14 protein-coding genes and 1 pseudogene are annotated in these 17,804 nt (G+C 61.0%); 3 read left to right on the forward strand and 12 right to left on the reverse strand.

The features are described 5' to 3' along the window. Positions 1 to 4: 4 nt before the first annotated feature. Positions 5 to 907 (forward strand): DUF72 domain-containing protein, encoded by a 903-nt coding sequence (locus tag AC1U7O_RS13075; RefSeq protein ID WP_479895226.1) that lies wholly within the window; start codon positions 5 to 7, stop codon positions 905 to 907. Here the strand turns inward: AC1U7O_RS13075 and AC1U7O_RS13080 are convergent. Beyond that, the gene (locus tag AC1U7O_RS13080; RefSeq protein WP_479895227.1) at positions 904 to 1,860 is read right to left on the reverse strand and encodes a phage exclusion protein Lit family protein; all 957 of its coding nucleotides are present in this window, start codon (positions 1,858 to 1,860) and stop codon (positions 904 to 906) included. The genes AC1U7O_RS13075 and AC1U7O_RS13080 overlap by 4 nt on opposite strands. A gap of 400 nt (positions 1,861 to 2,260) precedes the next feature. After that, on the reverse strand, positions 2,261 to 2,827 hold the full coding sequence (locus AC1U7O_RS13085) for a hypothetical protein (RefSeq protein ID WP_479895228.1): 567 nt from the start codon (positions 2,825 to 2,827) through the stop codon (positions 2,261 to 2,263). Between the two features lie 16 nt (positions 2,828 to 2,843). Here AC1U7O_RS13085 and AC1U7O_RS13090 point away from each other — a divergent pair, with 16 nt between their 5' ends. Continuing rightward, entirely contained in the window at positions 2,844 to 4,085 is a 1,242-nt protein-coding gene (locus AC1U7O_RS13090; protein ID WP_479895230.1) for an IS256 family transposase, read from the forward strand. 73 nt (positions 4,086 to 4,158) lie between these two features. Beyond that, a complete protein-coding gene (locus tag AC1U7O_RS13095; RefSeq protein ID WP_479895231.1) occupies positions 4,159 to 4,959 on the forward strand; it encodes a DUF72 domain-containing protein in 801 nt (266 codons plus the stop codon). Between the two features lie 349 nt (positions 4,960 to 5,308). Here the strand turns inward: AC1U7O_RS13095 and AC1U7O_RS13100 are convergent, their stop codons facing one another. The 10 genes and pseudogenes from AC1U7O_RS13100 to AC1U7O_RS13145 all read right to left on the reverse strand — a co-directional run bounded on the left by AC1U7O_RS13100 (position 5,309) and on the right by AC1U7O_RS13145 (position 17,789). Next, entirely contained in the window at positions 5,309 to 6,592 is a 1,284-nt protein-coding gene (locus tag AC1U7O_RS13100) for a GGDEF domain-containing protein (RefSeq protein ID WP_479895232.1), read from the reverse strand. Between the two features lie 119 nt (positions 6,593 to 6,711). Further along, positions 6,712 to 7,200: a S24 family peptidase gene (locus AC1U7O_RS13105; RefSeq protein ID WP_479895277.1), complete on the reverse strand. Its 489-nt coding sequence runs from the start codon at positions 7,198 to 7,200 to the stop codon at positions 6,712 to 6,714. Positions 7,201 to 7,254: 54 nt separating this feature from the next. Beyond that, a pseudogene (locus AC1U7O_RS13110) lies at positions 7,255 to 10,263 on the reverse strand (type I restriction endonuclease subunit R); the annotation flags it as partial. Continuing rightward, entirely contained in the window at positions 10,260 to 10,907 is a 648-nt protein-coding gene (locus AC1U7O_RS13115; protein ID WP_479895233.1) for an HNH endonuclease family protein, read from the reverse strand. The gene AC1U7O_RS13115 and the pseudogene AC1U7O_RS13110, both read right to left, overlap by 4 nt. Then, on the reverse strand, positions 10,904 to 12,223 hold the full coding sequence (locus AC1U7O_RS13120) for an AAA family ATPase (RefSeq protein ID WP_479895234.1): 1,320 nt from the start codon (positions 12,221 to 12,223) through the stop codon (positions 10,904 to 10,906). Before AC1U7O_RS13120 ends, AC1U7O_RS13115 begins: the two co-directional genes overlap by 4 nt. Then, on the reverse strand, positions 12,220 to 13,470 hold the full coding sequence (locus AC1U7O_RS13125; RefSeq protein ID WP_479895235.1) for a restriction endonuclease subunit S: 1,251 nt from the start codon (positions 13,468 to 13,470) through the stop codon (positions 12,220 to 12,222). The genes AC1U7O_RS13120 and AC1U7O_RS13125 overlap by 4 nt, the downstream gene beginning before the upstream one ends. Next, on the reverse strand, positions 13,467 to 15,461 hold the full coding sequence (locus AC1U7O_RS13130; RefSeq protein WP_479895237.1) for a type I restriction-modification system subunit M: 1,995 nt from the start codon (positions 15,459 to 15,461) through the stop codon (positions 13,467 to 13,469). Before AC1U7O_RS13130 ends, AC1U7O_RS13125 begins: the two co-directional genes overlap by 4 nt. Before the next feature lie 1,123 nt (positions 15,462 to 16,584). Then, complete coding sequence (locus tag AC1U7O_RS13135; RefSeq protein WP_479895238.1) at positions 16,585 to 16,788, reverse strand: hypothetical protein; 204 nt, start codon at positions 16,786 to 16,788, stop codon at positions 16,585 to 16,587. 327 nt (positions 16,789 to 17,115) lie between these two features. After that, positions 17,116 to 17,553 (reverse strand): single stranded DNA-binding domain-containing protein, encoded by a 438-nt coding sequence (locus tag AC1U7O_RS13140; RefSeq protein ID WP_479895239.1) that lies wholly within the window; start codon positions 17,551 to 17,553, stop codon positions 17,116 to 17,118. A 26-nt stretch (positions 17,554 to 17,579) separates the two neighbouring features. After that, a complete protein-coding gene (locus tag AC1U7O_RS13145) occupies positions 17,580 to 17,789 on the reverse strand; it encodes a hypothetical protein (protein WP_479895240.1) in 210 nt (69 codons plus the stop codon). Positions 17,790 to 17,804 lie beyond the last annotated feature (15 nt).

Raw genomic sequence — 17,804 nt, forward strand, 5'->3', positions numbered from 1 at the left:
CGCGATGCCGCTCTCTCCCCTCGTGCGGTTTGGGACGTCCACCTGGACCTATGAAGGCTGGCAAGGCCAGGTCTACCAGCGGGCGTACGCCAAGAGCCGCTTCGCGCAGGAGTGTTTGGGGGAGTACTGCCAGTATCAGTACCAGGGGGAGCCGCTCTTCCGGACGGTCGGCAACGACAGCACCTTCTATCGGCCCCCGACGGCCAACCAGCTCCGGCGCTATCTCAACCAGATCCCCGAAAATTTCGAGATGTGCTTCAAGGTCTGGGAGGAGATCACGATCCCGGCCTATGCGAAGCAGGCCCGGTACGGGGCCAAGGCGGGCCAGCCCAACCCACGTTTTCTCGATGCGCGGGTCTTCACCGACCTCGTGCTGGCGCCCTACCGTGAGGCTCAGTTCGAGCCGCACGCTGGGCCGTTCCTGTTCGAATTTCAGCGCCACGGGATGTCCGCCGACGAGTTTGTCGGCAAGCTCGATACTTTCTTCTCTCAGCTCCCAAAGGACGTGCGCTACGCCGTCGAAGTGCGCAATGCGGGATTACTCGGCCCGCGCTACCGGGACATGCTCGCGGAGAATGGCGTCGCGCACGTCTACAACCACTGGTCCTACATGCCGCCGTTGGCCGAGCAGCACAAGCGGATGGAGACGTTCACGGCGCCGTTCACCGTGCTCCGCCTCCTCACGCCGCTCAAGATGTCCTACGAGCAGGCCAAGAAGCGCGCCGAGCCATACACAAGGCTCATCGAGGAGCTTCCAGAGATGCGGCGGGGCACGCTGGAGCTGGTTCGCCAGGCCGTCCAAGAAGGGCGACGAGCCTACGTCCTCGTCAACAACCGCGCAGAGGGCAACGCACCGCTGACGATTCAGGCCCTGGCGGAACGGTTACGGGCAGATGAATCATCTTAATGTTGCTTGAAGGGACCCGGAGCGTTCGACCACCGAAACCACAGGGCACCGAACGCTGCGTGAGCGATCGCATCAGACATCCGTGTGCCATTTCCGTTCATCTGCCGGATGACTGAGTCAATCCTGGTCTGCATTGCCGGGTGGGTGTCGGAGCTACCCCAACTGTCCGCTCCGACCAGGGTCAACGCAAACAGCGCGAAGTAAATGCCGATCTCTCGCTTCTGCCTCACCAACCCGGCATCCACGCTATGCGCTGATGCGTACTCGTCAGCCCGCTCCAACATGAAACGAGTCGCAAACTCGTCGCATGATAGCTCCTCAGCATGCTTTGCCGCCAGCGTCGCGTCTTGGCCTGTCGACGTTCCTTCATGTTGATGGCGTATGTGCCGAACCTCGTGCAACAATGCCCAACCTACTGCAAACGTGGACAGCTCGGCCGCAACCCGAGTTTCTGCTCCGTCCGGATATGTCCCAGGCTCGGGCACCCCTTCTGGCAGCGGTACTATTGTCGAGTCGTCTGCCCGTAAAATGCAAAAGAAGACCTCGATCATTCCATTGAAACGCCCAAAATCCTTTTGGCCCGTTACCAACGTCCTGTGTATTGCGGTATATCCTTCCCATGCAATAAACCCAGCAAGCCAGAACGCTCTCATTGTGCGATGATTGAACCGGACATCTCGGAAGGCCCCCGCATCCATAATGAACCGGCCTTCCGGCTCGACCTCCTGCAGAACATTAAAGCGGAGCTGATACCGAGCCCAAATGTCAGCCATTTCATCACGGCGCTCTGGCACCACACCCAAGAAGAGATTACGTACCGCGTGCTGGACTTCTTCGTTGTTGCGCCAATCCGTGCTCATAAGCGCACCACTCTTCCAACGATTACCCTCATCAGAACGCCTCTTCGTGCCCACCAGAAGGTCGTCATCCTTGCTGATGTCGCAGGTGCGCACCCTATCCGATCGAAGAGGTGAGGGAACTGGGAACTCCGTCGTTTGGAAACGTAACCTCACTGGCTGTCTTGGCATCCTCCGGTGTCAGCGCCTGAGACGGAACTTGTTCCCTCCAAGATGAACAAGGGTCAGGCGTGGCGGGTGGCCAGCAGGCCACTGAGCAAATCCATGCTTCCGCAGCCAGGTCTCGATGACTTTGCCGCGGAACTCAGGGCAAGTTGTCCAGAAGGTGCGGCTCAGGCAAAACGTTCTCTTTACTCCATCAATCTCGACCTCGATTGTCCGCCAAGAGCGATTGAAGTATTGCCTCACATTAGGGAGGCCGACTCGGATTCCGTAACTCCCGTTCCTCCAGGCAGTGACTCTCATAAGAACACCCCGATCCTGGACAATTAGGCTTCTAATCGGTCGCCATGATGAGCAGCTCGCAGTCAAAGTAAAACCTAGCCATGTAACCGGCGGCGCGGCTCGCGCCGAAACGCTCAAGTACGAGCCTGTATCTATTGCGAGCCTCAGCTTCTACCCGCTCAGCTCGTACACGTGGCGGCTCATCGTAGCCTGATTGCCATGTCGGGCTGAGAGGCTCCTGGGCTCTACGTGTCCACTGCCTAGCCGCTTCTTCAGCGAGGAATGCTGCTTTCCCCAAGCTGGCGATCATTTCGGTCGCCATGGCATCGAGATACTCTTCAATACCGGGGCGAGGCAGAGCCTCTCGAACTGCATGCTGAATTTCGGAAAAGAATCGTTCACTTTCTACAGATCCTTCGATCTGGTGAGGCTCTGAATACAGCCAGGTCTTGGCGCCTTCTCGATTGTAGGCAACATAGTGCGGTTGAGTATCCAATGGGCCTATCTGTGATGGTCGGATGAAGATTGACTCCGCGGTATAGTCAGAAAGTGTGGAAATAGGAAAAAGGCGGTGGCAACCTTTCGGGTGACCAAACCCACCGGGCTGACGCCCGGCCATGAAAGGAGGCACCGCCATGCAGGAGCAGAGCACAGAGACGCGAGCCGAGTCAAGGAATCTCTGGGACCACCTGGAGGAGTTTGTGCGTGCCCATATCCAACAGTTCGTCCAGCGGCTCTTAGTGGAAGAGGTCACCATGCGGCTTGGCCGGGTGAAGTCGGAACGGCGCGCGGTGGTCGATGCGCCGGCCGGATATCGCAACGGGTACGGCAAGCCGCGCAAGCTGACGCTCACCTGCGGCACGATCACCGTGCAGCGGCCGCGGGGGCGGGGCCTGGCCGAGCGGTTTGTGAGTCGCATGCTGCCACTGTTCCAGCGGCGGACCCAGCAGGTGGGCGAGCTGCTGCCCCGCTTATATCTGCACGGCTTGGCGCTCGGGGACTTTGAGCTGGCCTTGCGGGGCCTGCTGGGCGACGGGGCGCCCTTGGCGCCAGCCTCCCTGCAGCGGCTCAAGGCCCAGTGGCAACAGGAATATGACACCTGGAAGACCCGCCGGCTGGATGATCTGGAGGTCGTGTACGTCTGGGCCGATGGGCTGTACGTGAAGGCTGGCCTGGAGGACAGCAAGGCGGCGCTGCTCGTGCTGATCGGCGCCCTCACGGACGGCCGCAAGGTGGTGCTGGCCGTGGAGAGCGGCCAGCGGGAATCGAAGGAGTCCTGGGGCGCGGTGCTGCGGGATCTGCGAGCCCGCGGGCTGAAGCCGTGGCGCTGCACCATCGCCGATGGCCACCTCGGGATCTGGGCCGCCCTCGCCGAGCAGCAGCCCAGCGTGGCCGAGCAGCGGTGCTGGAACCATAAGATCATCAACGTGCTGGATGCCCTGCCGCCCAAACACCAGGCGGCGGCGGGCGCCCTCTTGAAAGCCATGCCGTACGCCGACACGCAGGCCACGTGCGAACGGTTACGCGATCAGTTCAGTCGCCGATTCCTGCTCGTGACCCCCAAGGCGGTGGAGCGCCTCCATCATGACTGGGAGCGCCTGGTCACGTTCTATCAGTTCCCCCGTGAGCACTGGCGGCATCTGCGCACGACCAACGTGGTCGAGTCGCCCTTTGCGGCGGTCCGGCTGCGGACCACCGCGGCCAAGCGGTACAAGCGGGTCGAGTCGGCGACGGCAGTGATCTGGAAATTGCTGCAGGTGGCGGAGCGTACGTTCCGGCGGCTGAATGCCCCGGAGCTACTGCCGCTGGTCCACGTCGGCGTCCGATTCGTCGATGGCGTTCAGCAACCGGCCACGCCGAAGGAGGCCGCCGCCTGATTCCATTTACACACCTATTGACAAGACCTCCTACAAGCGCACGTATGCCAAGACTCGCTTCGCATCGGAGTGCTTGGGGGAATACTGCCAATATCAATACAAGGGGGAGCCGCTCTTCCGGACGGTCGGCAACGACAGCACCTTCTATCGCCCCCCGACGGCGAACCAGCTCCGGCGTTATCTCAACCAGATTCCCGAAGACTTCGAGATGTGCTTCAAGGTGTGGGAGGAACTCACGATCCCGAGTTACGCGAAACAGGCCCGGTACGGGACCAAAGCGGGCCTGCCCAACCCGCGGTTTCTCGATGCCCAGGTGTTCACCGACCTCGTGCTGGCGCCCTACCGCGAAGCCAACTTTCTCCCCCACGCCGGCCCGATGATCTTCGAGTTCCAGCGTCACGGGATGACGGCCGACGAGTTCGTGAGCAAGCTGGACGGATTCTTCGCCCAGCTCCCGAAGGACGTGCGCTACGCCGTCGAGGTCCGCAACGCCGGGTTACTCGGACCGCGCTACCGGGACATGCTCGCTGCCCACGGCGTAGCGCACGTCTACAACCATTGGTCCTACATGCCCTCGTTGGCAGACCAGCACAAGCGGATGGCGACGTTCACGGCGCCGTTCTGCGTGCTCCGCCTGCTCACGCCGCTCAAGATGTCTTACGAACAGGCGAAGAAACGCGCCGAACCGTACAACAAGATCACCGAGGAGCTACCAGAGATGCGGCGGGATACGGTAGAACTAGTTCGTCAGGCCGTGCAAGAAGAGCGACGCGCCTACGTCCTCGTCAACAACCGCGCCGAGGGCAATACCCCACTCACGATCCAGGCGCTGGCGGATCGGCTGCGGGCAGACGCGTCGGTACTCAGAGACTAGCAGAAAGCCACCAATCTAGCGCCTTTCAGTTTGAAGGGAGCCTACGCTCGAACTAGCCCTGATCCGAAAATACTCGATGATGTGGACACAAGCTCCAGCGGGTCCTGTCGGGGCGATCACCCCCGTCGTCCTCGCTCCACCCATCCCCCCGTGGGGGGCCTTACGGGAGTCGGTGCCGCAAGGGCCCTTGCTGAACCTGCTCGTTGGTTGCCGTGTGGCTGCTCGCCCCTTCCGCTGCGGGCGACGGGGGGCCTGCTCGCCACGCCACCCGCTGGAACACAGTTCGCGGACCGCACCATTATTTTCGGATCAGGGCTAGTTGTTCGCAATTCTGGGCGAACTGCTTCCACTACGAGCTTGTCCGAAGGACAGTCCGCACAGCTCCAGCAAATGCTTCACTGTCAAAGGGGATCTTAAGGAAGACGATTCCGGGGCCTTCTAATTCCTGAAACCTGAAGATATCGTCGCTGCTCAAGGCGATGATCGGCTTCCCGTATTCCCTAGCGAGGTCTGAGACAAGCTGCTTGACAACCCCTGCACGCTCCCCAGGGCGATGGCCCAGCCCCCTCACCATGACATTGTTGAGGACCAAGATGAACATATCTACTGGTTGACTATTAGCTAGTCTCCTCACATCCTCTGCCGTTGCCACCTCGGAGAAGGTCACATCGTAACTGGAACCTATCAACTGCGTAACATAACGTCTGATGAACTGCGTCATGACCGGGACATTCGTGCACATCATGATAGGAAACGGTTTCCTTTCAGTAACGGCTAACACAACACAATTCCTGCGTGATTTTGCTACCTGCTTTGCGTCGTTAGCCTTCTGTAGAACCTCTTCGAAAGTCTCACCGTGATCTGGCCAGCAGGCGACTCCCACTGAGAGCGTTATACGTTCAGTTACGCTGCCAACCAGGAAATCCTTGGCAGCCAGAGTTGACCGAAGTATTTCTCCAAACGCGACACTTTCGGATGCATTGTGGTTCGGCAAGATCACCAGAAACTCATCACCGCCTTGTCTGTAACAGCCTCCTCGGAGGTGTGTCAATTTTCTCAACAGGCGCATAGCTTCGGGCAGGATGGTGCGGTCCACTGTGGTTTCGGTGTGTCGCGTATTCAAATCCTTGAATCTGTCAAAGTCCAAAAACAGCACCCCCATGGGGGCATCTAGGAGCTCTTTCTGCCAGTTTGCAAAGTCTCGCGGCGCTTGGGCAGGACTTAGTAGGATACCGGATTTCTGATCCAATTCCATCTGCTGAAGCGAGGTCGGCGCCTGGGCCTTCGACCGGAGTCTGTCGACAAACAAGTTGATCTCAGCTCTTACCCGGCTCATCCCTCTGTCTCGTTGGGCTAACAGGTCATTTCGTTGAGTTTCGTCGAGCTCTTTACCAACGGCCTGATAGAGAGTCGGTAAGTCCCACAAGCTCAGCGGGCAGTAAAAAGCATGGAATTCTTGAAGCTCTCCTGCGAGCCCGGTCGAATAGGCGATATCCTGGCTGATCAGGACTCTTTGCATGGCTTCCCAAACGGTTGAGACACGAACGTCAACCTGTTTCAAGGCAACAGCGTGGGCGATCATGATGGTATGGATCGGCTGATTAAAACCTCGCAGAGCATAATCGGCGCTCATCTTCGAGAAGTCGTCCCGTGCCTGGGTCCTGCAGTCTTCGAAAGCTAATTGGACGAGCTCATGAACCCGTTCCTTGAAGGATTGAGCAAGCATATAGCAAATGGCTCACTAAACTTTCCTCAGTTGTGCCCAACAACTTCAACGAATTCCGCGATGACGGCGACCTCATCTTCCGGTACATTGGTCAGCACGATCGGCTGGTAGTCGGGGTTCAGGGGTCTGAGATAAATGGTACCGCGTCGCTCGGCTGTGTCCTTGCCCGCCACCGCGGAACTGTCGAACTTCTTCACGGTGAAGCTGCCGCCAGTCTCAGGATCGGAGATGTCTCGATGCCGAACCAGCAGGATGCGGCCCGTCCGGCTGCCCACGACCGGAGAGGCGAAGAGGCAGTAAGACCCATCCGGGATGAGCGGTTCCATCGAACGGCCGACCACCTGAGCGACGAACATGCCTGGCCGCAGGCGGCGCTTCGTGTTCACAGCGACCCACTCGAAGCCCTGGTCCTCGATGTGCTGTGGATCGCTGAACGCCCCGGCCGCAGCCTTGAGCGGAACGAGCGGAACACAGGTGACGTAACGCTCTTCGGGACGGCCTTCGACGAGCCGCAAGCCTGGCGGGAGTGCCGGGCCGGAAGCAGCGGCCCCCGCTACTCCCGAGCCGGCCCGCAGTCGCCGGTATGCTTCGGCGGACATCCAGCCGCTGACGATCTCCCGGAATGGCGAGTCGTTCATGTACCGAACGAAGATCTCCTCGTTCTGGTCCATGCGCTCGACGAAGAGGCGCTCCACGAGGTTCCGGAACACCAGCTCGAACTTGTCCTCCGGGTTCACCGCGGCTGCCTGGCGAAGCCCATCGTCGGTTACAGCAGCCTCGACGATCTGATCGAAGAAGAGTTGATCGGCCTGGCTGAAGTCCGTGCCGAATCGCTCGTTGATAAGGTCGATGAGCTGCGAGAGTGGAACGGGTTGCTCTCGCACCAGTCCAGACCCGACCTCCTTGGGCCCGTCCAGTGGCCGCCCCCTGCCCTGGTCCAGCGAGATGGAGCCCTCGCTGATCTTCTCCAAGCGGTAGTACTCGAGCCGCACCTCGTCGTCGAACTGGTAGAGCGGCCCGCCCCTGCGTCGTGGCAGCTTGGCCATGAGATGACGGAGGAACACGTAGAGACGCTCAAGGTCGGAGTCCTGATAGGGGATGATCTGGCTCAGGAAGTTGTAGAGGTTGCGGAAGGCCTGCGATTTGCCGCGCCACAGCTCCGCCTCGTCTTCTCGTTCCTTTTGAAACACGGCAAACCGCGACACCGCCGGATCGAGCGCCGCATTCATGGCCTGGTGGTCCTGGGCGCTCTGGCGCGGCTTCGGTTTGAAGTACACGGCGCAGAACCGCTCCACCTCCTCTTCGAGGTAGATGCCGGACGAATCCAGTTCACCTTTGATCGCATACATGCGCGCGGGGTCCACCTCTTCCCCCATCTCCGCGCCGTCATAGTAGGTCTTGAACGCCTCCCGGATCTCCTCGCGGTCGTTGACGAAGTCCAGGACAAAGGTGTCCTCCTTGAGCAGGTGCGTCCGATTCAGGCGTGAGAGAGTCTGCACAGCCTGGATGCCGGCGAGCCGCTTGTCTACGTACATCGTGTGCAGGAGGGGCTGATCGAAGCCGGTCTGGTACTTCTCCGCGACGAGGAGCACCTGGTACTCCTGCGTCGCGAACTTTTCGGGCAGCTCCTTCTCCCGGATGCCGAGGTTCATCGCCTCTTCGGTGTACGTGATGTCCGGCAGCTTGTCGTCCTCCACCATGCCGGAGAAGGCAACCAACGTCCTGATGGCGTACCCTTTCTCCTTGATGTAGCGATCAAAACTCTGCTTGTAGCGGACTGCGTCCATCCGCGCGCTGGTGACCACCATGGCCTTGGCACGGCCGCCGATCTTGTGCCGGGTGACGGCCTGGAAGTGCTCGACCATCACTTCGGTCTTCTGCGCAATGTTGTGTGGGTGCAGTCGGAGAAAACGGGCCAGGGCCTTCGCCGCCTTCTTGCGCTCAACGTTTGGATCGTTTTCACAGGCCTTCAGCAACCTGTAGTACGTCGCGTAGGTCGTATAGTGCTTCAGCACGTCAAGGATAAAGCCTTCCTCGATGGCCTGCCGCATGGTGTAGCGGTGGTTTGGCTCACCGTTCCGGCCGAACACCGCAAGCGTCTTGTGTTTGGGGGTGGCCGTGAATGCGAAGAAGCTCAGGTTTGCCTGTCGGCCTCGCTTGGCCATGCTGCGGAAGAGTTCTTCCAGGTCCTCGCGGCCCTCGTCGGCGGCTCGCCTTCTAGCCTCTTCCCGCAGTCCCTCGCCGCCGAGGACCTCCTTCAGCTCCGTAGCCGTCTCGCCGCCCTGCGAACTGTGGGCCTCGTCGATGATGACCGCGCACCGACGGGTCGGCAGGGTGCCGCTCCCTGCCTCGCCGCGCTCCTCGGCCATCTTTAGTAATTGGCGAGAAATGAACGGAAACTTTTGAAGAGTGGTGATGACGATCGGAACGGCGTTCTCCAGGGCCTCGGCAAGCTGGCGTGAGCTTTCGTCGATCTTCTGCACCACCCCGCGTTTGTGCTCGAACTGGTAGATGGTGTCCTGGAGCTGCTGATCGAGCACGACGCGATCGGTTACCACGATCACGCTATCGAAGACCCGCCTGTTGTGAATGTCGTGCAGGGAGACCAGGCGGTGCGCGAGCCAGCCGATCGTATTGCTTTTGCCGCTACCCGCCGAGTGCTCGACGAGGTAGTTGTGTCCCACACTCTCCGTGCGAGCTGCGTCTACGAGGCGCCGCACGGCATCGAGCTGGTGGTAACGCGGGAAGATCATCGTCTCGACCTTCACCTTGCGGCCCTGGTCGTCGCGCTTCTCCTCGATCTGCAGGTGGATGAAGCGCGCGAGGATGTCGAGCAGACTGTGGCGCTCAAGCACCTCCTCCCACAGGTACGCTGTGCGATAGGTGCGCCCAGCCGGGTCAGGCGGATTCCCAGCACCCCCGTCGCAGCCCTTATCGAAGGGAAGGAGGTGCGTCGCATTGCCGCCGAGCCGCGTCGTCATCCGCACGGCTTCGGTGTCCGCAGCGAAGTGGACAAGCGTGCGCCGCTTGAACTCGAAGATCGTCTCGCGAGGATCTCGGTCGTGGCGGTACTGACGGACGGCGTCTTCAACCGTCTGCCCTGTAAGCGGATTCTTGAGTTCCACAGTGGCGACGGGAATCCCGTTGAGGCTCAGTGTGACATCGAGGGACTTTTCTCCGCGAAGTGAGTAGTGCAGTTGGCGGGTAATGCCCAGTCGATTGGCGGCATAACGGGCTTCGAGTTCCGGGTTCAGTTCATGGGCGGCTTTGAAGAATGCCACACGCAGCGTCCGCCCGTAGCACTTGAACCCGTGGCGCAGTGTGGCGAGCGAACCGTTCGCGTCCATCCACTTGCACAGATCCGCAAGGACCTGCTCGCCGGTCTTCGCACCGTGCAGCGCTTCCAGTTTCTCCCACTCTGCAGGTTGAGTTTCGCGAATAAAGGAAAGCACCGCCTCCGGGAAGATCGCGCGCTCGCGCTCAAAACTTTCGCGAGCCACAGAGACGTAGCCGCTGCGTAGCAGATGGGCTTCGATGACGGTCTCGAACGCCTCTTCGGAATGACGCATATCGCTCATACAGTCATACTCGCCAGGCGCTGTTCCAGCCACCATATCGCCACCTGGCAAAAGGGTAGGAGCTCGTCAGCTTGCATCAAACGGTTGCGCTGGCGCTCGAACCGAGCCTTCGGAACTGGCCCACAAAGTCTCGCCTTCTCAAGCGTCCACCACTCCACGATGGCATTACGAACGGCCTTCCGATTGTTCTTGAGGAAATCGAGATTGAGATTGAGCACATCGTTGAGTTGGCGATCGAACTCGCGGTCATCCGAATGGATACTGCCATCCGGTTCGTAGCGCAGTCGCGACTCGATGTGGTGCTCCGGATCGGCCGGATTCCACCGGAGGTCCTGGTCTCCTTTACGCGTGTCGCAGTGCTGGAGATACGGTGGCTGTCCCTCCCCACCGAGGCAGGCGCCGAGCAGATTCCGGTAGTTGAGATGCTCTTCTGGATAGCGGCTTTGGCATCTCCAGTGCTCGATCTTCATCGTCAGCGGCCCGTTGTGTATCCGGCTCATACAGTAGCAGCAGATTCCACGTTGCTCGGTCACAAGGGCATGTCGAAGGGCCTCCCTGTCCTCGCAGTTGTCGAAATTGGAGTGGGACGCCAGGCGGTGCGCCGTCAGACTCGCCGGCTCGGCGCCCTTGGTGATCGCCCTCATTCTTTCCCCTCCACGAAGTCGAGAAGGGTTCGGATCCGGGTCACCTCAGGATCGTTATCACCAAGCCGCTCGATGAGCCTGGCCAGCAGGTCGCGTGCTCGGTCGAACTGTTGCCTCCCGACCACCTGCGAGACCTCCGAGAGCAGGCTCTGCACATCCTTGGCGCGCGGCGGGGAGTCCATCACCTCCTCCAGCACTCGGCTGGAATCGACGCCGTAGGAATGGGTCGGCGAGTAGACCTGACCATTCGCGATGATCTGGATGCGGTCGTGCTCGATTTCGCCGATGACCTGCGGCGAATGAGTCGTCGCGATGAATTGGCACTTGGGAAATGTCGAAGTCAATTTGTGGATGATCTGCCGTTGCCACGAAGGGTGGAGGTGCAAGTCGAGCTCATCGATCAGAACGACTCCGTCACCAAACCTAAGCGGATCTTCCAGGTCTGGATTGGCTTGGGACAACCTCCGGGCAAGATCGAGCACCATCGCCAGCACACCGCGTTCACCATCCGACAGTTGGCTGACCTCCAAGCTATCGCCGTCCCTGTCAATCAACAGCCGCGAGCCATCGTCATCATCAGGTCGCATGTTCTGGTAGCCAGGGAGGAACCGTGTTGCTGCGTCTCGAAGGACCTCAAGATGGCGCGATGCCAAGGGCAGTTCGGTTGCCAAGCGAGCTTGTGCGCGCATCCATTCAGAGAACTCCCTGATTTGCCAGGGCCGCGGCCCAAGCGCCTCCGAATACGCCGTAGCTCTACCACCAGCAGCCTTGCCCCTCGGCGCCTTCCTCCGCGCCACCACGGCACGATCGGTTCCAAAGTAGACGCACTGCGGAGCGGTGCGCAGTGCCTCAGTCACCCGCCGCAACTCACCTTTGCTCGGCGACAGCGTATCAGAGTCCGCCACGCCGTGTGACGCTTCGAGTTCCCTGAGAAGATTTCGCGCGCGATCTCGCAGGCGCTCTGATTCCAGAATCTCCCGCCGAAGGCGATTGAGATTCTCTTCATCATCGGCCGCGAACCGCTCACGCCACTGCCGACGTGTAAAATGCAGTTTAGTTTCACCCAACTGAGCCGTCAGTGAGACGTCCAGGAATGGAAAGCCCGCTCGGATGTCGCCAACGCTGAACGCGCTCGATTTAGATTGTGAGTTAGAGATTGAAGGAAGGAAACGCGAAACGCAGATGCGGATCGCGTCAAGTATCGTGCTCTTCCCAACACCATTGACGCCGACGATGAGGTTGAACCCTGGCTGGAACTGGAACTCGGCTGTCTCAATTGCGCGCAGGTTGGCGAGCTTAAGATGCGTGATGATCATGCTGCACTCCTCACGTCTAGCTGCCCAGTCACAGCCGCAGCGATGAGGGCAGCGCGTCGTTCCTTGAGGAGGGCGATGGTGCGTTCGGTGGAAGCGCTCAGGTTATCGAGCTTCCCGGTCTCGGATGTAATGTGATCGACGATGTGGATCTGCTCCCGGGAAGAAGGCAATGGCACCTCGATATCGCGGAAACCTTCCCAGTAGAGCCGCAGTCGGTCCCAAACGATCCCGTGGGAACGCCTGGCACACTCCGCGCTGAAGGCTGGTGTCCGAAACAACAGCCCTGCGTACTCCGAGGACAGCGAGCCAGTTGGTGCTGCGACGACATAGTCCGGACTCACGAGACCATCTTCTGGAGCTACACCAACCGCACCTTGCCACATACGCATCTTGTTGAACACGACATCACCGCGCCGTGCGACCTTGTAGGTGTTGAAGTCCGCAGCTGTGCTCTCGATTCGCTCCTCTGAGAACTCGCGCAGAATCACTCCAGCGTTGATTGACACCTCAAGCAGCGGCAGGTCGGGCTCGCCTCGTTCGTCCCGCTCGCGGAAGAGCCACGCGTTCTTCCTCACCTCCCAATGCGGCGGAATCTCCCCGAGCCAAGGGATGCCAGAGTCGCGGAGCGGGGCGTGCGGGTCGAGGCCGCGGGTGACGGCGTGGCTGATGAGAGCCCGGCGCTTCTCGGCCAGCAGCGCGAGCACCTGCTGCTTCGCCGCTATCAGCGCATCCAGCCGCGTCGTCTCATGGTCGAGGTAGTCGGCGATAGCAATCTGTTTGCGCCAATCTGGAACTGGAACGGGGATGTTGCCGATGGAGTCCCATTCGGCCCTTGGCATCTTGGAGCCAAACGTCGACGCGTCCACCGCGTCAACGAAATCACGCCAAAGACAGACGTACCGAAGGAAGCGAGCTTCGACTTCTACCGGCTGCATGACAAGGAGCTCGGTAGTGGACCGACCCGGAAACTCCGCGACCCAGGCCTTTGCAAGATACGGACGTAGCTTTCCGAAGAGCACGTCGCCGGGCTCAAAGGTGTTGCCAAGCGATGGGCCTTCTGCGGTTGTGGACGAAGGCTCCTCGTCGATTGCTGACGAGTCGCCGAGAAGTCGCCCGGTCCACGACTCGATGTTCTCTAGCCCGATGTACGGCCTGCCGTCCTCGCTCCCATCGACGCGTGAGCGCCGCAGCGAAACGACGTACTTCAAGCGCTTGGCCGGGAAGAGAGATGCCGCCTGTCCGGTCACCTCGTCACCTCCCGCAGCAACCGCAGGATCTCCTCCTCCGCCCGCTTCAGATCCGCGTCGATCTCCGCCAGGGGCCGCGGCGGCGTGTACTTATAGAAATGGCGGTTGAAGTTGATCTCGTAGCCGACCTTGTCCTTGCCGCGGTCCATCCAGGAGTCGGGCACGTGGGGGCAGACCTCGCGCTCGAAGTAGGCGTCGATGTCCTCCTTCAGCGGCACGTTCTCGAAGTCGCGGATCTCCGGGTCGGGCTCGTGGCCGTCGTCACGACCCCCCTTCGCGACCGGCTCGGCCTCGGGGTCCTTCTGAGTGAAGACGTGCCGGAAGAGCTTCTGTTCGGGCGCCTTCCATCGAGACTTCCGCTCGTGCAGGAGGTCCTGGATACTGCTCCACACGGCGTTCCAGTCGCGCTGGGGCTCACGGCCGATCGCCTCGTCGATGGCCTGCACGTCATCGAGCAGGTGCGGGCAGACGTCGAGGAAGCGGGCCTTGTCCTCGGTCGTCATTAGGTAGCGGAGGCGCAGGGGCCGCTCGACGGTGACGCGGGTGTAGCCGAAGTCGGCGTTGTCGAAGACCTTGGAGCGCTCGCCGTCCTCGAGGCGGCCGTAGAGCCGCACGATCTCCTCGATCTGGGTCGCCGTCATGTGCCGGCGCTTGTCGCCGAGGCTGCGCTTGCTCTCCTCGCTGCCACCGGGTGTCCAGAACTCTCGCGCGTCGAGAAGCTGGATCTTGCCCTTACGTCGCTTTTCCTTGCGGTTGGTGACGATCCAGACGTAGGTGCCGATGCCCGTGTTGTAGAACATCTGTTCGGGCAGGGCGATGATCGCCTCCAGCCAGTCATTTTCGATAATCCACTTGCGAACCTCGCTCTCGCCTGAGCCGGCGCCGCCGGTAAACAGCGGCGAGCCGGAAAAGACGATGGCCAGGCGTGAACCGTGCTTGTGCTCGGCCTGACGCACTGGCTCGAACTTGGCGATCATGTGCTGCAAGAACAGCAGCGAGCCGTCGTTGACGCGCGGCAAGCCCGCGCCGAAACGCCCGGCGAAGCCGAGCTTCTCGTGCTCCCGTACTATCTCCTTCTGCTCCTTCTTCCAGTCCACACCGAAGGGAGGATTGGTGAGGAAGTAATCGAAGGTCTCGCCCGCGAACTGGTCTTCCGTGAAGCAGTCGCCGTAGCGGATGTTGTTGCCACCTCCGTTGTGGTCGACCTGCTTGATGAGCATGTCAGAGGCCGCCGTGGCGAAGGCGCGCTTGTTGTAGTCCTGCCCGTACACGTAGAGCCGCGCGGCGGCGTGGTGCTCACGCAGGTAGTTCTGGGCCTCGGCCAGCATGCCGCCGGTGCCGCAAGCCGGATCGAGAAGCTTGCGCACCGTGCCGGGCGTGGCGAGCAGCTTGTCGTCCTGGATGAAGAGGATGCTCACCATCAGCCGGATAACCTCACGCGGCGTGAAGTGATCGCCTGCGGTCTCGTTGGCCAGTTCGTTGAAACGGCGGATGAGGTTCTCGAAGATGAGCCCCATTTGCTGATTTGGCACCCGGTCGGGATGTAGATCCACATCGCAGAACTTCGAGACGACGAGGTATAGTATATTCGCCTCCCGCATCTTCTCTATCTCGTTCTCGAACTCGAAGTACTCGAAGATGCGGCGCACGTTGGCCGAGAAGCCCTTCATGTAGCTGACTAGATGTTGGGCAATGTGGTCCGGATCGCCCTTCAACTTCTCGAAGTCGAGGGGGGAGTGGTTGTGAAAGCGTTGCCCGGCGGCCTTGTTCAGCCTTGCGTCTAGGGCCTCGCCCTTGAACTTGTCCTTCGAGCGTTCGTACTCAGCCAACACCTTCCCTTTGTTTGGGGCCAGCACGCAGTCGAAACGCCGCAGCACCGTCATGGGCAGCATGACGCGCTCGTACTGCGGCGGCCGGTACGGACCGCGTAGCAGGTCGGCGATCTGCCAGATCAGGTTAGAGAAGTAGTTATGATCAGGCAGGATCAACATGCTCTTGCAAACCTTGTGTCGAAGGCAGTCATCAAGTGCGGTCTAGCCATCCAATCTCCAGTATGCCCTTCAGTACCTCGCCCACTCGCCCGCCCATGGCAGCGTGCATTCTCCGTAATTCTTGCAAGGAGGTCAAGCCACCGGCTGAATTAGTTGGAGGCCCGCCCCCACGCCTTCATGTAGGTCCCCTGCCAGGCTTCGTCCGTCGCCATCCTTCGCGCGGTCGCTTCACCCGGGAATCCTGCGCGTGGTGTTGGTTCCTTGGGACCACGAGACGGGCGCGGAGTTGGCCGAGGTCACCACCTCGTGGCCCACTCTTACATTGTTGTCTCAAGCATAGCGGACCGGTGTGACATCGGAGGTCACTCTGGGCAGGGTTCTTTTCGGCTCAGGCAGCGGAGCGGGGGTAGGCGAGGATCGAGGGTGTGACCTGATCTGTCACATTGGTGGGGTACGATGGGCGCGAGACTTGGGTTCGCATGTGGATCGGTCGTACTGGGAAAGCTTGTCCCTCGCATGGCTTTATTAGTGGGGGAGCGGGCATCCAGCAGAGAAAGAGTGAGAACCTGGGTCCCCACCTGCGCGGGGATAGACCCTGGATTCCCGCTTTCGCGGGAATGACGGAGGGGGTGCGGGGATGGCAGAGGGGCGGCGGGAATAACAGAGGGAGGTGCGCCATGGTGAGCATCTTGATGCTGGCGGGCGGTCTGGTTCTGGCGGCGGGGGCGGCGTCGGCTCAGACGAGTTTTCTGTTCGATTCGCAGGGCGGGAGCGGGACGATCATCTCGCCCGGGGACGGGTCCATGGCCTTCTTTCATGGGAGCGACGGGACCATGGGAACGATCATGCCTCTGCCCAGGGACGGCGGGATCGGCTTCTATTCCTTCACACAGCCCGGCGGTCGCCAGAGCACCGGCAGCATCCTCACGTTTCCCAGCCCACAGCCAGTGGTCCCTCCCCCGCCCGTGATGGCGCCGGTTCGCCTTTCTTCCAGGCACCTCCGCCTACGCGATCGGTCCCGCCTGGGCCATCCCGGTGGGGAGACTGGCAGCGGTAGGTTCACGCTCCCCCTTCGGCGAGATCATTGCCACGACTTGGTGATCGGGTCTTCATTGAGACGTGTTCAGGAGAGGGCCTGAAGGCCTTGCTCGATGCTCTCTTTGATTTTCTCTGGATGATATTCGGATATGTCTTTGTCTACACGATGCTCACTTGTGGCATCATCATTGTTCTGTGCGGGCTGTTCATCTTCCTTATGTGGGCCTTTGGGGAACCGCTGGCGATCGTCCTCGGTCTCTTGATCGCGATCGGACAGCGTTGCCGTCAACGCCGGCCTCTGACTGACCACCCCATCCAGTTGACGCTACCCTACTGAACGCGCGACGGTCCTGCTACGATCTTCTCCAGCCGAGCCCGATCTGCTTCAGATAGATGGCAGCCGCTGGGGCAGATGTGATGGCTCTTCGTGAGCCGCATCGAACACACCGGGCACCGATAGACCGACCGCAACTTCTTCAGCAACGCTGACGGAGGATCGTACACGGCCGGGACTCCGTTGATCCTAGGCACGCGGTCAATCCTCCCCGGCGCAGCAGTCACACCGACATGTCCTGGTATCTCTGCATCCCCTGCACCGCCGCATGGGTGCGACCGCTCACCGCCGATGCCCTCCGACCCCTCGGCCCATCGGGCGTGGTCCGAGGCGCGTCTCATCTGCATTCCCGCCCGCGCGTCCGCTCACCGCCGGACCAGTCTCCGACCGTGGCTCCGCCTGGCTCCGCGACAGAACAGTGACCTCCTCGGCCACGACGACATGAAAGCCCATCTTCAGACCGTTCCGCTCGTCCACATGCCAGGCCAGCCGCCCCTGCACCTGAATCCGGTCCCCGCTCCGCACCTCGATCGGCTCGCCGTGGACGAGCACGGGAACCCAGACCAGCTCCTCGCGGGCCTCGCCGCTCCCGTGCTTGACCATGCGCCGGCACGCGATCCCGTACTGCTGGCGCGGCCCGGACCCCTGCCGCAGCTCCCTGGCGCCGATCCACTGCACCTCCCCCGAGAGCAGCACGTGGTTCCGATCGTTCGACTCCATGCAGGTCGCTCCTTCCGCTCTGCAGACTATTCCGACGCCTCCCGTGACAACCGACGCCATCGCTGCAGGGCCAGCCAGACCATGATGACCACGCCGCCCGCCGCCGACACCCAGGACGCTTCCACCGGCATCATCGCCAGGAACGCCCCGGCAATCCCGAACCCCACGAGCAGACCCGCGGCCGTCCATGCGATCGCCCGCCCCGCGTGTCGCTGCCTCTCTCTTGTCCGGCTCATGTTCACCTCACCTCC

It is taken from the genome of Candidatus Nitrospira neuquenensis (assembly GCF_979578155.1).

Coding starts and splice junctions, on each gene's coding strand:
- AC1U7O_RS13130 (WP_479895237.1), bottom strand. CDS start 15,461: ATGTTGATCCTGCCTGATCATAACTACTTCTCTAACCTGATCTGGCAG.
- AC1U7O_RS13140 (WP_479895239.1), bottom strand. CDS start 17,553: ATGGAGTCGAACGATCGGAACCACGTGCTGCTCTCGGGGGAGGTGCAG.
- AC1U7O_RS13075 (WP_479895226.1), top strand. CDS start 5: ATGCCGCTCTCTCCCCTCGTGCGGTTTGGGACGTCCACCTGGACCTAT.
- AC1U7O_RS13085 (WP_479895228.1), bottom strand. CDS start 2,827: ATGGCCGGGCGTCAGCCCGGTGGGTTTGGTCACCCGAAAGGTTGCCAC.
- AC1U7O_RS13090 (WP_479895230.1), top strand. CDS start 2,844: ATGCAGGAGCAGAGCACAGAGACGCGAGCCGAGTCAAGGAATCTCTGG.
- AC1U7O_RS13100 (WP_479895232.1), bottom strand. CDS start 6,592: ATGAGCGCCGATTATGCTCTGCGAGGTTTTAATCAGCCGATCCATACC.
- AC1U7O_RS13145 (WP_479895240.1), bottom strand. CDS start 17,789: ATGAGCCGGACAAGAGAGAGGCAGCGACACGCGGGGCGGGCGATCGCA.
- AC1U7O_RS13115 (WP_479895233.1), bottom strand. CDS start 10,907: ATGAGGGCGATCACCAAGGGCGCCGAGCCGGCGAGTCTGACGGCGCAC.
- AC1U7O_RS13120 (WP_479895234.1), bottom strand. CDS start 12,223: ATGATCATCACGCATCTTAAGCTCGCCAACCTGCGCGCAATTGAGACA.